We start from the raw sequence: 15,584 nt of genomic DNA, 5'->3' as shown, positions 1-15,584 counted from the left end.
GTTGCCGTCAACCAGGGCAAAGGCTGAGCTACTTGACAAATCAGATTCCACAGAATCTTCGGCAACAGAACGAAGCCCTTGGCGTCCTTGGGGCGGGGGACGACCTTGATCGTGATCCCCAGCGTGTCCTGGGCCCAGGTGCTGAACTCCTCGCCTCCGTAGCCGTTGTCCGCCCAGACCAGGACGATCTCGGGGTGTTCGGCGTGGAGGCGGGTGAGCAGGGTGCGGGCCGCGTCGCGGTCCTGGACGTCGGCAGGGGTGACGAGCAGGTCGACCAGCAGGCCGTCCTGGTCAACAAGGAGATGTCGTTTCCTGCCGTTGATGTGCTTATTTGCGTCGTATCCGCGCGTCGCGTTCGACACGGTCTCCGCGCCTTTGACGGACTGGGAGTCCACTATCACCCGGACTGGCCAGGGACAGCGCCGACGGCGGAGCCGCAGCCGTCGGCGCAGCTGGTCAAGGATCCACTTGAGTACGCCGGCCTTCGCCCAGCGGGCGAAGTATCCGAAGCAGGTGCGCCAGGGGATGCCGAAATCGGCGGGTAACGCCCTCCACTTCGCCCCGTTGTCGGTGATGTAACGGATGGCGTCGACCACGCGGCGCCGCGGCCATTTCTCCGGGGCACCTCCCTTCGGGGTCTGGCAGGCGGGCGTCGGGAGGAGGGGTTCGAGCAGGGCCCATTCGAGGTCGCTGGTGTCGGAGGGGTAGCGGTAGCGGGGCAGCAGCATGACGGTGCAGGATCGCGACCGGTGGATGGGGCGCCAGCTGCGGAGCGGTCGCGACCCGTTGCCTCTCGTGCTCCGGTTTACTCCAGGCTGGCCAGCAGCTGGAGGGTGGACTCGATCGCACCCATCTGCGCCATGACCGTGCGGATGTAGGGGTCGTTGGGGGTCTTCTTCTGGTGCGGGAGGAGGGTCCCGGCGATGAAGTTCTCCACCCGGTGGTGGACGGTCTCGAAGAACGCCCGTTCGTAGCCGATCCACACCGCCGGCGTGCCGTCCAGCATGCGGTATCCCCATCGTTTGTCCCAGGTCACGGGCGGCAGGCCCTTCGCGGCCGCGATCTTGCGCAGATGCGCGAGCCCGGTGTGGACCTGGGCGCGGGTGCGTTCGGTGGCCGCCATCAGCTGGGCAATGGTCAGGCCGGCGGGACGGGCCTCCAGCAGGGCACTGAGGATCGCTTCGGCGTGGACATGAGCGGGGACCCCCCGCCCCATCGCCTACTCACCCGAGCCTTTCAGCAGCTTCTCCAGCTGCTCGTCCAGGTCGACCTCGCCGCGGGTCACGGCGTTCTCGATCCAGTCGGCCGCGGCACGTACCCGCGAAAGCCCCCGCCCGATCGTCTCGCGCTCGCCGCCGTCGTAGTGCTCACCGCGCAGGTTCGGCACGATCCGCCCCGCCGTCGCGACGAACTGCGCGCAGGCCGCGACCAGGTCCATGAACTGGGCACTGTGCTCCATGCGCTGCAGCTGAGGGGCGGCCTCCTGGTGCACGAACTGGGCCTGCTGGCGGAACCGGTCGAACTGCGCCTCATTAACGGCATGCCGGGCGGTGTCGTCGGCCATGGCCTTCGAGGCGACCGCCGGACGGCGCAGGAAGTCCGTGGTCACCACCGCGGCGACCGCGTCGTCGCCGGCCAGGTCATGGATCGCCTCCACCTTCTCCTGGACGCTCTCCGGGGAGTCGACCTTCCAGCCCACCACCCGCTTCGCGCTGTCGTGCGTCCACCTCGGCGGACCGCCGCGCGGGCTGGGCGGGGGGTTGCCGACCGCCTCGAACCGCTCCTGCTCATCAGGGATGCTGGCCAGGGTCTTGTGGATCGTGTGCGAGACATCCGCCCGCCGGCGCTCCTTCGGCCAGCGCGAGGACACCCACCGGTAACTACGGACCGTCGTGTAGGCCAGGCCGACGTCCTCGGCGAACATCCGGATGGCCTCGCTCACCGTGAACAGGTCGTCCTTCCCGGACGGATTCGCACCCCCATACGAGCGCATCGGCTCGATCTCCAGGGCCGCGTCCCCAAGACGCCACTGGGCACTGCTCATCGCAGCGACCCAGTCCCGCCCCAGCTTGACCAGCTCCTCGTAGCGCTCCCGGGACACGCTCCCAATCATCTCGGGCATCAGGACACCACCCCCACGGGCCCGGGTGCGGCACCCTCGATGCCACCAACTCTCCCTGGCAGCCCGTTACTTCGCACCATCCGGCGGCTTCCGCCCGTCGGAAAGGGCGTGCGTGCCCGGCGTGTGGAGCGGACCCGCGGCGCGGATGTACGGCCTCACATCCCGTCACGCTGCTGTGTGTGTCGCCTGTGCCAGGCCCGTTTGCGGCAGGCGGGAGAGCAGTACGTTGCCGAGACGGGACGCCCGACACCGACCGTCCAGGACGTCCCGCACTCCGGACAGCTGGACATCGCTCCGGCCTGGACCGCCTCGGTCCTCGCCCGCGCCCGCCGCATCCGGCGCCAGTGCCGTGAACGGCAAGCCGACGAGCAGAACACCGCCATCGCCTTCGCCGCTGGCATCAACGGCCCCCCGCACCCACGGCACAAGCGCGGACCGCAGTCGTCATCCGTGACCACGGCCAGCCGCAGCCGGAGCACCCCGTCCCTGCCCATACCAGCACCGTACGCTGGCTCTTCCGAGGCGGAAGGACGAACATGGCACTGCCCAAGAAGGGTTCACGACGGATCGTTGTCGACGGCATCACATACCGGTGGAGAGTCCGACGACGGCCGACCTACGACCAGGGGATGTGCTGGTCGCCGCTGACCTACGCGGTCGAGCGCGCAGAGAATCCTGGCACCACGCTGGTGGTTCGCACCGATCGCCTCCACCCCGACAACTGGACGGGCAATCCGACCTCCCCCGTTCTGCCTTCCAACGTCGCCGCCGCCATTCAGGCCGCCCGCGCGGAAGGCTGGACGCCCGAAGCCACCGGGTCACCCTTCCTGCTCGACGAGTCCCAGGACGCAGCCCCCTCCCGATGAACTGGCCAGCCTGGCTGTCCCACCGTTCCCGACGAACCCGGACCGATACGGCAAGTTCCTGACCTGCACGGGAACCTCACTCGGCTTGTCATGTAAGGACCCGACACAGCTTCTCAGCGAAAGTCCAGGTCACATAGCCCGTGGCTTGGACTTTTGTATTGCTTGAGGCGTGACGCTTCACGCGGTCACGGTGCCACTGGTTGGCTTGCGTGAGCGATGTTCCTCGTCTACCGGCTGAGTCAACTCATGAGAACGGTGCCCAGAGCTGAGGCGGCGCCGTGGAGCAGGTACCCGGCCGAACTGCTCAAGGGGCGGCCGATGAGCTGACGCTGTCGTCGTGCGAGGAAGCGGTAGGGACGAACCGAGTTGGATCTTCCTGCCGCGATCAACGGTGGGCTCCGCTAGCCTGCTCTGCGTGATTACAGGTGAGCTGAAGAGCAAGATCGACCGACTGTGGGACGCCTTCTGGTCTGGGGGGATCTCCAACCCGCTGGAGGTTATCGAGCAGATTACTTACCTGATGTTCATCCGGCGCCTCGACATCTTGGAACAGGCCAAGGAGAACAAGGCCAACCGTACAGGGCGGCCTGTCGAGAGTCCGATCTATACGGACGACACCAAGCTCCTACGTTGGTCGGTCTTCGTCAACGATGCTCCTGAGCTCATGCTTGCCCGCGTTCGCGACGACGTCTTCCCCTGGCTGCGCACACTGGGTGGTGAGGGGTCTACCTATGCGCACCACATGAAGGACGCGCGGTTCACCATCACGACCTCGAACCTGCTCACTAAAGCCGTCGACATGATCAACGGCATCGACATGGGTGACAGAGACACCAAGGGCGACCTGTACGAGTACATGCTCAGCAAGATCGCCACAGCAGGCCAGAACGGCCAGTTCCGTACGCCCCGGCACATCATCCAGCTGATCGTGGAGATGATGGCCCCACAGCCAGGCGACGAGATCTGCGACCCGGCGTGCGGCACAGCCGGCTTCCTGGTGGCTTCCGCGGAGTACGTGGAGCGTACTCACCGCGAGGCGTTGTTCGAGCCGGTCCAGCGGCAGCACTTCAACGAGAGCATGTTCCACGGCTTCGACTTCGACAGCACCATGCTCCGCATCGGCAGCATGAACATGCTGCTGCACTCGGTCGAGAACCCAGATATCCGCTACCGCGACTCGCTTGCCCAGAGTGCGGCAGGCGAAGCCGACCGCTATTCGCTCATTCTCGCCAATCCGCCCTTCGCAGGCAGCCTCGACTACGACGCGACTGCAGCTGACCTGCAGAAGGTTGTCAAGACCAAGAAAACCGAGCTGCTGTTCCTCGCCCTGTTCCTCCGGCTGCTCAAGCCCGGTGGTCGAGCTGCGGTCATCGTGCCGGACGGCGTTCTGACCGGCGCCAGCAAGGCCCATAAGGACCTCCGGAAGCTCTTGGTCGAAGGGCATAAGCTCGATGCGGTAGTGAAACTGCCAAGCGGTGTATTCAGGCCGTACGCCGGAGTGTCGACAGCGATCCTGTTCTTCACCAAGACCAACAGCGGTGGCACAGATCAGGTCTGGTTCTACGAGGTCACAGCGGACGGCTGGAGCCTGGACGACAAGCGAAACCCACTCCTAGCCGAGGCCAAGATCGGTCCCACGCCGACCGTCGGTTCGCTGGATGAAGCGGATCACGCTAAGAACAACCTGCCGGACGTACTTGCCCGTTGGGCTCGACGAAACGGCAGCGAGCATGATCGGCCGCGGACTGAACAGAGTTTTTGCGTTCCCAAGGATGACATCGCCGCGCAAGGATACGACCTCAACCTGAATCGCTACAAGGAAGTAGTACACGAGGAGATCGAGTACCGATCCCCAGGTGAGATCATGGACGAACTTATTCGCATCGAGGCAGAAATCGAGCAGGGTGTGAGTGACCTGAAGGGGATGCTGGGATGCTCTCGATGATTAAGCTCAGTGAGGTAGCAGAGATCAACCCTCGCCTGGTGGACCGCCCGGCACCGGATGAGCTTGTCTCTTTCATGAGGATGGCAGACTTGGACGCCGGCAGTGGAACAACATCGCGAGGGGAGGAACGTAAGTTCAACGAAGTCGCCAAAGGATACACTCAATTCGCGAACCACGATTTGCTTGTAGCCAAAATTACCCCGTGTTTTGAGAACGGAAAGATCGCCCAAGCGAATCTTGTGCATCCCCATGGCTCTGGATCCACCGAGTTCCATGTGATTCGCCCCGATCGGAGAAGGATTGACGATCGGTTCTTGCTCCGCTTCCTGCGTCAGCCGTCCGTGCGTGTCGCCGGCGAGCGACGAATGACGGGGAGCGCTGGCCAGCGTCGGGTCCCCGAGGCTTATCTGTCTGACCTTCAAGTCCCGCTGTTTCCTCTATCGGAACAACGTCGGATTGCAGAGCTATTGGACCATGCGGATGGGCTGCGCGCGAAGCGCCGCAAGGCCGTTGCCATCCTCGACGACCTCGCTCAGTCAATCTTCCTCAATATGTTCGGCGCTGTGATGTCGAACGATCGTCAGTGGCCGACGGGTCAAGTTGCTCATCTTGTAGCCAAGTTCACCAGTGGAAAGAGCTTCGCTGCGGCAGAGAACGACGACCCGGGGGTGCGATATCGCGTCCTCAAGGTGAGTGCTGTCACTTCGGGCCGGTTCGACGCGACGGAAAGTAAGCCTGTACCCGGTGATTATGACCCACCGCTCTCACATATCGTCCGCGACGGTGATCTCATCTTCAGCCGCGCCAATACGGAATCCTTGATTGGGGCCACTGCGCTGGCAGTGTCCCCGCCCAGTAACCTTCTTCTGCCCGACAAGCTGTGGAGGTTCGTCTGGCATGCTGATGGGCCGACACATCCCCTCTATGTGAGGCAGCTGTTTCTTCAGCCTGCTTTCAGGCGGGAGATCAGTAGACGAGCCTCTGGGACCAGTGGGTCGATGAAGAACATCTCACAGTCCAAGGTCCTTTCCATCGCCTGCGGAACCCCGCCTCTGGAGCTTCAGCACCAGTACGGAAGGCGGATTGAAGCTATAGAAAAGCTCGCGGACCAGCAACGGGGCCACCTGGCCGAGCTCGATTCCCTTTTTGTATCCCTTCAGTACCGTGCGTTTCAGGGTGAGTTGTAGTCGAAATCCACGGGGCACCGTCTGAAATCAACGACACCGGTCGTTTGTTGTTGAGTCATCCGGTACCAGCCCCCACCCGCCCAAGTGAAAGGTCACCAGCTGTGAGCAACTTTGAGTTCATACAGGCCGAGTGGCCTGAGCTGCATCGCGAGGCCGTCCACGCCGAGCGGCTGGCGTACGCGGACCCGCGGGCGTCCGCGTTTTACGCACGGCGGGTGCTGGAGCTGGCGGTGGCGTGGCTATTCGAGGTGGATGACACGCTCAAGTCGCCGTATCACAGTGATCTGGCGGCGCTTACTGCTGAGCCGACGTTGGTGAAGGTGGCTGGCCCTGCGATCCGGGCCAAGATGGATGTGATTCGTCGGCAGGGCAATGTTGCTGTGCATCGCAAAACCCCTGTCGCTCCGAAGGATGCGGTGCGTACGGTTGCTGAGCTATTCCACGTCCTGTATTGGATGGCCCGTACCTACACCCGCGATCAGACCCAACTGCCCACGTCCACGCTGGCATTCGATACGGCGCTGATACCTCGGCCGGTCCCGGCAGAGGTACGGATTGCCAAGCAGGCCGAGCTGAAAGCACAGGCCGAGAAGTACGCCGAGCAAGACGCCGCGCTGGCAGCTGAGCGGAAGAAGAACCAGGATCTTGACGCTGAGATCGCTCAGCTGCGCGCGCAGATCAAGGCGGCCAAGGTCGCGAATGAGGCGCAGCCGGACACCCACGATTACAACGAGGCCGAGACTCGCACCCTGCTCATTGACTTCCTTCTCAAGGAGGCCGGTTGGGTGCTGGATCAGCCGAGGGACCGTGAATACCCGGTCACCGGCTTGCCTACTTCAGCCGCGCCCTCCGGTAAAGGCAAGGTCGACTACGTCTTGTGGGACGACGACGGCAAGCCTCTCGCCGTTGTTGAGGCCAAGCGGACCACCCGCGACCCGAAACAGGGCAAGCACCAGGCGACGCTCTACGCCAATGCGCTGGAAGCGGAGTTCAAGCAGCGTCCGGTGATTTTCTATACCAACGGCTACCGCACCTACCTGTTCGACGACCTCAACTACCCACCCCGTGAGGTCCAGGGTTTCTACACCAAGGACGAGATGCGTCTCCTGGTCCAGCGCCGGGCCGGTCGCCGCTGTCTCGCTAAGCTGCCGATCAACGAGCAGATTGCCGGCCGTCACTACCAGTCCCGCGCGATACGGCGGATCGCCGACTCCTTTGAAAAGGATTCGCTGCGCCACGCCCTGCTCGTGATGGCGACCGGCTCCGGCAAGACGCGTACTGTGATCGCGCTCAGCGACCTGATGATGCGCGCCAACTGGGCCAAGCGCATTCTCTTCCTCGCCGACCGCAAGGCCTTGGTCAAGCAGGCCACCAACGAGTTCAAGAAGCACCTGTCAGGTGCTCCGGTCGTCAACCTGCTGGAGGAGAAGGATCCCAACGCGCGGGTGTTCGTCTCCACCTATCCGACCATGATGAACCTGATTGATCAGACCGACGCCGAGGGTCGCCGCACCTTCGGCCCCGGCTGCTTCGACCTGATCATCATCGACGAGGCGCATCGCTCGATCTACCAGCGATACGGCGCGATCTTCGACTACTTCGATGCGCTTCTTGTCGGCCTGACGGCGACTCCCAAAGATGAAGTCGACCGGAACACCTATCGCCGCTTCGAACTCGAAGATGGCGTGCCCACCGACGTTTACAGCCTGGACGAGGCGGTGGCTGAGGGCTACCTGGTGGCGCCGCGTGCTGTCGATGTCCCACTGAAGTTCCAACGGGGTGGCATCAAGTACGACGACCTGTCCGACGAGGACAAGGAGAAGTGGGACGAGACGGAGTGGAGCGAGGACGGTGACATCCCTGACGAGATCACCACGGAAGAACTGAATAAGTACCTCTTCAACGCCGATACCGTCGACAAGGTCCTCCAGACTCTTATGGCGCACGGCCTGAAGGTCGATGGTGGCGACAAGCTTGGCAAGACCATCATCTTCGCGGCCAACAACCATCATGCGGAGTTTATCGCCGAGCGGTTCGACAAGAATTATCCGCACCTCAAGGGTGCTTTTGCACAGGTCATCACCTACCGCAAGGAATATGTCCAGAGCCTGATCGACAAGTTTGCCGATGCGGCGGAGCTTCCCCAGATCGCCATCTCCGTGGATATGTTGGACACCGGTATCGACGTTCCCGAAGTCGTCAACCTCGTCTTCTTCAAACTGGTGCGCTCCAAGACCAAGTTCTGGCAGATGATTGGCCGCGGTACCCGCCTCGCGCCCGATTTGTTCGGCCCGAACCGCAGCAAGGACGGCTTCCTGGTCTTCGACCTGTGCCAGAACATCGAATTCTTCAACCAGAACCTGATGCGTGCCGAAGGCAAGGTTGCCCCCTCGCTGGGCCAGCGGATCTTCGAGCGCCGCGCTGACCTGCTCCTCGCCCTCGACGGGGCAGCTGACCCCAGTCAAGGGGCAGCCGCGGAGGTTACTGTTCGTCCTGAGTCCGATGGCACGGCGAGCGAGTTCGGCCTGCGCTGGGACCTTGCCACCCGGCTGCATGACGAGGTCACAGCGATGAACCCGGGGAACTTCCTGGTCCGCCCGCACCGCGAGCAGGTGGAAACCTTCGCCGACTTCGACGCCTGGCTTGCGTTCACACCCGATGCGCATGGCCAAGTCATCGACCATCTGGCCGGACTCCCGACTGCCTTCCGCGACAAGGATGACACCGGTGAGGAGGCCAAACGCTTCGACCTGCTCGCGCTCCGTCTCCAGCTCGCCGTCGTGAACGGAGCCCCGGGCTTCATCCGCCTACAAGATCAGGCCCAGGAGATCGCGTCCACCCTGCTCGATCAGCTGACCATTCCTGCAATCAAGGCCCAGCAGGTCCTGCTCGACGAGGTCGCAGGCGATGAGTGGTGGCAAGACGTGACGTTGCCCCTGCTCGAGACCATGCGTCGTCGTCTGCGCGGCCTCGTCCGACTGATCGAGAAGACCAAGCGAGGCGTCATCTACACCGACTTCGAGGACGAGCTCGGCGAGCTGACCGCTGCCACGCTCAGCGGCATGGAGATCGGTACCGGCCTCTCCCGCTTCGAGCAGAAGATCCGTATCTACCTCAACACGCACCAGGACCAGCTTGTCGTCCAGAAAATCCGCCGCAACAAGCAGATCACTGCCCTGGACCTGTCGGAGCTGGAGAAGATCTTCGTCGAGACCGGCCTCGGGACTACGGCTGACATCGACTACATCAAGGACGCCAAGGGCGGCCTCGGCCTGTTCCTACGGTCGCTGACAGGCTTGGAGCGGGAGGCGGCGGCCTTGGCCTTTGACACCTTCCAACAGGGCAAGACGCTCACAGCCAACCAACTCCGGTTTGTCAATGAGCTGATCGACTACCTGGCGCGCAACGGCACGATAGACGTTGACGCGTTGTACGAGTCGCCCTTCACTGCCCTTGCCCCGACTGGTCCCGAAGGGATCTTCCCTGAGGCCGAGGTGGATGTCATGGTGTCTGTCATTCATTCGATCCGCTCTACCGCTGTCGCTGCCGAGGGCGCGGCGTGATCAACAACGCACAAGAAAGAGACGATGCGGCAATACATGATCTGCCACGTGTGCGGGACGAAGTGGGCAGGAGGCAGCACCCTCATAGAGCCCCATGGGAACCGGCGGAAGCGCTGAGGCTCGGGTTCGAATCCCGAAGGCGGCTCACCGGAGAAGCCAGGTCGGATCTGCTCTGACCTGGCTTCTTCCGCGTTCTGGGGCGTTTCGCCAGCCATGGGCGAACCAGCGGACCGTCTGAGATTGAGCCTAGGACGGAGCGAGCTCGAGGTCACCGCTGAATGCCTTGGCGAGCACCGCCTGACCGCTGCGGTCGAGGGTCCTGTGCGCGGATTCCGCTCGGGCAAGAATGGATGAGCTCAGGCCGAGCAGCTTGTCCACGCGATGCATGATCTCGAGTTGCTCTGCCACCGGTGGCAGAGCCACCGGGACGGTCTTGATGTTCGTCAGGTTCAGGCCGGGCTTTCCTGCGCCGTAGGCGTCGCTGAGCAGTTTGTCGCGGCCGTAACCCTGACTTGTCAGCCAAAGATGCAGAAAGCGTGTCATGCGAGTGTCCCGAGGGCGGACCAGAGCGACATGCTGGTTTACGTATGCCTCGCCGATTTCTTCCGGAACATAGGCGGTCTTGGTGACATTGGCTCCGGTGATGGTCACCAGGAGATCGCCGGGCCGGACTCGGGTGCGGAGGCCTTCGGCGCGGCCTGGGAGTTGCACATAGGCCACGTCCGACAGGTCCAGGACGTCGCCGCTGATGTTCTGGGCGCGGATGAAGGTGGCGCCTTCGTCCGCGTAGTATTTGGCCCATCCGCGTGAGCCGCTGGTGACCATTTCGGTCAGCTCTTCGAGGCTGACCACGGGCCATTCCCTCGGTGCGTCGATCTCTTGCGGCGCCAGTTGTGGGGCAGTGGTGTCCGCCGTCCGTTCCGCACGCCAGTCCTCGGTCAGGCGGCCGGAGCAGGCGGCCGTGAGGACGGCCTGCTGGAACTGGGAGAGGGCTGTGCGGGTGCGGTCGATGTGCCGCATCGCCGCGGCTCGACGGGTGTCGATCTCGGCGAGTCGTGCGACGATCCGGCGCTGCTCGTCGATGGGCGGGAGCGGGATCTTGGATTTCTGGACGAAGCTGACCGGGACGCGCGCCTGCCCGACCGACCCGGTCATCTGGGACTCGGCATCGGAACGGTACGACTGCTGCCTGATGAACCGCCAGAGATAGCGGGGATCCACCTCGGTGCCGGGGCGGATCACATGGAATTCGGTTGAACCGAATCCATGGCCGTTGGGCAGGTCCGGCACGACCGCGGACTTTCCGTTCTCCATGCACGGCGTGATCTTCGCGAAGATGACGTCGTTCGGCGCGAAGGTGCGGTAGCCCTTTTTCCGGAGCTCCCCGAGGGGCTTCTTCTCGATGTCGGCGACCGATCCCGAAACCTCGTCCACCGCGGCCATCGGAACGAAGCCGACGAGATCCTCATCGTGAATTTCTCGGTACTTCGGCTTGGGCGGATTGAGCGTGGCCACTTCACCGATGGTGGAGATCTTCCAGGGGCTGTTGCCGCGCTCGCTCACTTCGCGGGCTCCTCGTCGCCCAGGAGCTTCTGCAGCTCACGCAACTCGCCGAGCGCGACCTGGAGTTCGCTCAGGGCGCCGTTCAAGAGGTCCATTGGCTCCGGCATTTGGTCGGGAGTGTCGAGCTCGTCATCGCGGAGCCACTTGAAGGTGTCGAGCTTGTAGTCGTGCTCTTTGATTTTGTCGATGCCGAAGACGCGCCATCGGTCACCCTTCGAGTCACCCTCCTTGCGTGGCGACAGACCGTTGGGGTCATCGCCGTAGCATGCCTCGAACTCGGCGAAATGAGCATCGGTGAGAGGACGGGACCGCTTGGTGATCGAGGGTACGTTCGCCCGGGCATCGTAGAGCCAGACCTTGTTTGTGGGGCGGCCCTTGGTGAAGAAGATGACATAGGTCTTGGTGCCGGGTGTGTAGGGGTTGAACGTGCCTCTCGGGCAGCGGAGGACCGTATGGACGTCGGCGTCCTCCATCAGAATCTTGACGGTCTCTCCGGCTTTTTCGCTGAACAGCACGTCATCCGGGACGACTACCGCGGCACGGCCTCCCGGCTTCAGGATCGTGAGGATGTGCTGCAGGAAATTGAGCTGCTTGTTCGCCGTTTCGATCGTGAAGTCATCACGTACCGGGATCTGGCTTGCACCGCGATTTCCGAACGGCGGGTTGGTCAGCACCACATCGAAGCGCCGGGAGGTGGGGGTTTCATAGATGGAGTCGCCGAGCGTGATCTGCGGCTCGACCTGGTGCAGGAACATGTTCATCAGGGCAAGGCGTCGCGGGCGCGCGACGAGCTCTTGCCCGTAATACGTCGCGTTCTTGACACGCCTGGCCGTTTCCCGGTCCAGTGCGCCTCCGGTGGTGCGCTCCTTCAGCCACTCGTAGGCGGCGACGAGGAAGCCGCCCGTACCACAGGCGGGATCGCTGATCGTCAGCTGCCGGTGGACCCGGGGATCCGGCTTGATGAGGCGCACCATGGTGCGGATGAGCGGGCGCGGGGTGAAGTACTGGCCGGCGCCCTTCTTGCCCTCGGCGGCCGACTTCTCCAGGAGCCCTTCGAATGCCGCGGCCTTGACGTCGACGTCCAGGCTGGTCCAGTCGGTGTCGTCGATCACCTTGATCAGGCGGGCGAGTGTCGCCGGATTCGAAAGCCGGTTTTGAGATCCGGAGAAGATGTCACCGAGGATCCCGGGCTGTTTTCCGAGATTCCGGAGAGCGCTTTCATAGGTGTCGATCAGATCCGTGCCGGATTTGCCGCGGAGATGCGGCCAATCGGTTTCTTCCGGCAGCTCGATTTCCTGCTCGTCGGCCATCTTGAGGAACAGCAGGTAGGTCAACTGCTCGATGTAGTCGCCGTAGTCGACACCGTCGTGGCGAAGCGTGGAGGCAAAGCCCCAGAGTTTTCCTACGACGTCGCTCATACGGCGGCAAGCTCCTCGTTCAGACGTTCAAGAAGTTCGGACAGGCGATCGTCGAAGACCCGGTTGGCACGCCTCCAACCACCGGGAGCCGACAGGATCGGGATGAGATCGAAGTCCTCGCGGTCGATCGACAGATTCTCGACCAGGTGTTGCTCAATGTAGTCCATCCACTGCCGCTGATCGGTGGTGAGCCGGTGTCCCTGCGTCACCCTGGCCACGGCTGCCTGAACCCGCTCCTGGGCCGTCAGCAACGGGGCGTCGTCAAGAACGGCGTGCTTGACCATGGAGATGATGTCGACAAGTGCCTTGCCATATGCGATGCGAAAGGCGCGCTCCAGGTTGACCTCGGTGAAGTGCTCCGGCGTACGGCTGAGGACATCGCGCAGGTCGGTCAGAACTCGGGGGCTCCAACCGCGCGGACTTTTGAGCAGCACCGAGATCGCCCCGATGGCTTCGCGCTCACTGCGCACATACGCACTGAACGCCGCCAGGTAGTCGGCCGGCCGGTACTCCTTGCCGGTGGTGCCTCGGATGAGCCACTCCGAGCTGACGTCATCCACGGCGCTGCCGGCCACGATGAATGTCCTCCCGCCCCGCGGATGGTTTTCCAGGAGCTCCTGGAAGGCGGGGTCCCGCAGGACTCTCATCGTGCCGACAAACGAGGTGCGCAGCAGCACCGGGAGCCTTGCCGCCCAGTCGCCGATATCGCCGTCGGGAATGAAGGTGGCGAATGCCTCGTATGCTTCGCCGCTCGTCGACTTGGCGATGCGCTGGAGTCGCTTGACCAGCCGGCGGACGTTGTGGTCGCGATCGTTGTTCTGCCAGATCTCCGCGATGATCTGGCGGGTGGATTTGTTGTCGCTTTCGGCCGGTTCGGCCGTGATCCCGGTCGAGTGCTTGAAGTAGTCCAGCAGGCTGCCGTCGAAGCAGTCGAATACGAAGAACCGGTCCTTGTAGGGGGCCTGGCTGCCACCTCGCCGAGTGCCCCGGCCGAGCATCTGCTCGAAGAGGATGCGTGACCTGACCGGGCGCAGGAAGACCAGGTACTCCAAGTCCGGGATGTCCACACCGGTGGTCAGCAGATCGACCGTCACCGCGATCTGCGGCTTCGGCCGGTTACGGAACTCGCGGATCCGCTGGAGAGGGCGGTCGACCCGCCCGGTGATCTTGGTTGCGAAGTCTTCGCCGCGGTCGAAGATCTCCCGTGCCAGGTCGACGAGTTGGTCGGCATGCGACATGTGCGGGAGGTCATTGGAGGCGAAGATCAGCGTTTTGGGAAACCGGCCGTGGGTGGCCTCGAACTCCTCGGCATGGCGCTTGAGTTCATGGAGGATCTTGCGGTTGGAGTCGGGGGCCGTGACCTTGTGCTCCACCTCGGCGGCGTCAAAGGTCCGTTCGTCCTCGAGGAGATCGAGCTGCCTGGTGCCCGTCTCGAGGTCGATCCGGTCGATCTGCTCGCCTTCTCGGAGAAAGACACCATTGATGCGGATGTCGGAGCGTATCTTGACGACGTCGTAGTCGACGAGATACCCCTCGCGCACGGCGCGCTCGTACTCGTAGCGGTAGGCCATGTTCTCGAAGTACGCCATGGTGTGTGCGGCTGGTGTGGCGGTCAGGCCGACCTTGATGGCATCGAAATGGTCAAGGGTCTCTCGCCAGACGGCGCGCTGCTTCGCCGAATATCCCCGGTGACACTCGTCAGCGACGATCAAGTCGAATGCGTGGATGGGAATGTCGAGCTGATCGACATCGGCGTCGATCTCCTCGTCGTCGATCGTGAGCGCGCGCTCACCGCCGAAGAGATTCATGGACATCCGCTGGATGGTGGTGACATAGACGAAGGCGTCACCCAGCCTGGGGTCGGTCAGCAGGGAGGCCGGCATGACGTTGGCGTTGAACGCCGTGTCGTCCCCGAGGTCCGCACGCTTGAAGGCCTGGGAGTAGACCGGATAGATCTTGTCGAACTTCAGCCCGGGCTCTGCCTCGAAGGAGGCGAATTCGCGCACGGCCTGAGCCGCGAGCGCTCGCCGGTCCACGAGGAAGAGGACTCGGCGGGCCACGCCGGACTTCATCAGGCGGTAGACCTCGTTGACGGTCATCAAGGTCTTGCCGGTGCCGGTGGCCATCGCGACGAGCATCTTGCGCTTGCCCTCGCCGATGGCCCGCTCAATGGCCTCATTGGCTTCCACCTGGTACCGGCGGAGCCGTTGATGGAAGGGCAGGGCGCCAAGCGCCGCCAGCTCCGCATCGGTGTCCCGGTCGAGGAACTCGGTGAGCGCCGCGGGGGTGTGAAAGGCGGAGACCTGCCGAGAACGGTTCTGCTGCCGGCGCACATCGTGGAAGTGGATCTGCTCACCATTGGTGGAGTACAGGAAAGGGACGCCGAACTCCCCGCGGATGAGCCGCCTTCCGGTGACCCCGCGCGAATAGCGTTCGGCCTGGAGCAGGACACCCTGGGGCCCCACCGTGACCCGCTTGGCCTCGACGACTCCGCGTATCTCGGCGCCGTCGGCCAGCGCATAGTCGGCGGGCCCGGCGGCCGTGGGCCACTCCTCGACGGCCGAAGCGGGCGGCGGGCTGTCCGTGAACGAGGACCGATACGGGGTGACGGTCCACCCCGCGGCCTCCAGTTTCGGGTCTATCCGACGCTTGCGGGTCGCCGCCTCGCGCTCCATTGCAGCCTCCTCCGATCGCGGCCCGGCGTCACCCGCTGCCACTGGGGTCAACCGGGTGTGTTGCGCATCGACTCTAGCGACGGTGACTGACAACCCACCCGGCGCGATCGAACAGATCGTCGCAGCTCAGGCGGTGCTGCACGGCAGTGCGAACTTTTTCGCCCATTCCCTTGCACTACGAACAAACCGGTAGGAAAATAGCCAATACACCAGACAACCGGTGAGAGCCGCACCGTCGGTGGAGA

Annotated in this window: 10 protein-coding genes; 4 read left to right on the top strand and 6 right to left on the bottom strand. The window is 63.5% G+C overall.

The window, feature by feature from the left end; translation table 11 throughout:
- The 3 genes from ABCR83_RS25975 to ABCR83_RS25965 all read right to left on the bottom strand — a co-directional run.
- The coding region (locus ABCR83_RS25975) for an IS5 family transposase (protein WP_462697614.1) at window positions 1–728 on the bottom strand (728 nt) is incomplete at its 3' end.
- Window positions 729–805: 77 nt separating this feature from the next.
- Window positions 806–1,216 (bottom strand): RacP protein, encoded by a 411-nt coding sequence (locus tag ABCR83_RS25970; protein WP_462697613.1) that lies wholly within the window; start codon window positions 1,214–1,216, stop codon window positions 806–808.
- A gap of 3 nt (window positions 1,217–1,219) precedes the next feature.
- On the bottom strand, window positions 1,220–2,122 hold the full coding sequence (locus ABCR83_RS25965; protein WP_462697612.1) for a DUF6192 family protein: 903 nt from the start codon (window positions 2,120–2,122) through the stop codon (window positions 1,220–1,222).
- A gap of 536 nt (window positions 2,123–2,658) precedes the next feature.
- Here ABCR83_RS25965 and ABCR83_RS25960 point away from each other — a divergent pair.
- From ABCR83_RS25960 to ABCR83_RS25945, 4 genes are all read left to right on the top strand, one after another.
- On the top strand, window positions 2,659–2,988 hold the full coding sequence (locus tag ABCR83_RS25960; protein WP_462697611.1) for a hypothetical protein: 330 nt from the start codon (window positions 2,659–2,661) through the stop codon (window positions 2,986–2,988).
- 415 nt (window positions 2,989–3,403) lie between these two features.
- Entirely contained in the window at window positions 3,404–4,933 is a 1,530-nt protein-coding gene (locus ABCR83_RS25955) for a type I restriction-modification system subunit M (protein ID WP_462697610.1), read from the top strand.
- The gene (locus ABCR83_RS25950; protein ID WP_462697609.1) at window positions 4,921–6,120 is read left to right on the top strand and encodes a restriction endonuclease subunit S; all 1,200 of its coding nucleotides are present in this window, start codon (window positions 4,921–4,923) and stop codon (window positions 6,118–6,120) included. Before ABCR83_RS25955 ends, ABCR83_RS25950 begins: the two co-directional genes overlap by 13 nt.
- Before the next feature lie 101 nt (window positions 6,121–6,221).
- Window positions 6,222–9,683, top strand: coding sequence for a DEAD/DEAH box helicase family protein (locus ABCR83_RS25945; protein ID WP_462697608.1), 3,462 nt, complete (start codon window positions 6,222–6,224; stop codon window positions 9,681–9,683).
- A gap of 246 nt (window positions 9,684–9,929) precedes the next feature.
- On the opposite strand, the gene ABCR83_RS25940 is transcribed toward ABCR83_RS25945, so the two are convergent.
- The 3 genes from ABCR83_RS25940 to ABCR83_RS25930 are packed head-to-tail and all read right to left on the bottom strand — an operon-like array spanning window position 9,930 to window position 15,339.
- Window positions 9,930–11,246 carry a restriction endonuclease subunit S gene (locus ABCR83_RS25940; RefSeq protein WP_462697607.1) on the bottom strand — a complete coding sequence of 439 codons (1,317 nt, stop codon included), beginning with the start codon at window positions 11,244–11,246 and terminating at the stop codon, window positions 9,930–9,932.
- Window positions 11,243–12,664, bottom strand: a complete 1,422-nt coding sequence (locus tag ABCR83_RS25935) for a class I SAM-dependent DNA methyltransferase (protein WP_462697606.1) — start codon at window positions 12,662–12,664, stop codon at window positions 11,243–11,245. The genes ABCR83_RS25940 and ABCR83_RS25935 overlap by 4 nt, the downstream gene beginning before the upstream one ends.
- Entirely contained in the window at window positions 12,661–15,339 is a 2,679-nt protein-coding gene (locus ABCR83_RS25930) for a type I restriction endonuclease subunit R (RefSeq protein WP_462697605.1), read from the bottom strand. Before ABCR83_RS25930 ends, ABCR83_RS25935 begins: the two co-directional genes overlap by 4 nt.
- Between the last annotated feature and the right edge of the window lie 245 nt (window positions 15,340–15,584).

It is taken from the genome of Streptomyces xingningensis (genome assembly GCF_054957865.1).
Note: the sequence above shows the minus strand (reverse complement) of the source record. Positions and strands in the feature narration are given on the sequence as shown.

Bases quoted from the DNA above. Each gene is read 5' to 3' on its own strand.
- ABCR83_RS25970 (WP_462697613.1), bottom strand. From the start codon at position 1,216: ATGGGGCGGGGGGTCCCCGCTCATGTCCACGCCGAAGCGATCCTCAGT.
- ABCR83_RS25965 (WP_462697612.1), bottom strand. From the start codon at position 2,122: ATGCCCGAGATGATTGGGAGCGTGTCCCGGGAGCGCTACGAGGAGCTG.
- ABCR83_RS25960 (WP_462697611.1), top strand. From the start codon at position 2,659: ATGGCACTGCCCAAGAAGGGTTCACGACGGATCGTTGTCGACGGCATC.
- ABCR83_RS25950 (WP_462697609.1), top strand. From the start codon at position 4,921: ATGCTCTCGATGATTAAGCTCAGTGAGGTAGCAGAGATCAACCCTCGC.
- ABCR83_RS25935 (WP_462697606.1), bottom strand. From the start codon at position 12,664: ATGAGCGACGTCGTAGGAAAACTCTGGGGCTTTGCCTCCACGCTTCGC.
- ABCR83_RS25930 (WP_462697605.1), bottom strand. From the start codon at position 15,339: ATGGAGCGCGAGGCGGCGACCCGCAAGCGTCGGATAGACCCGAAACTG.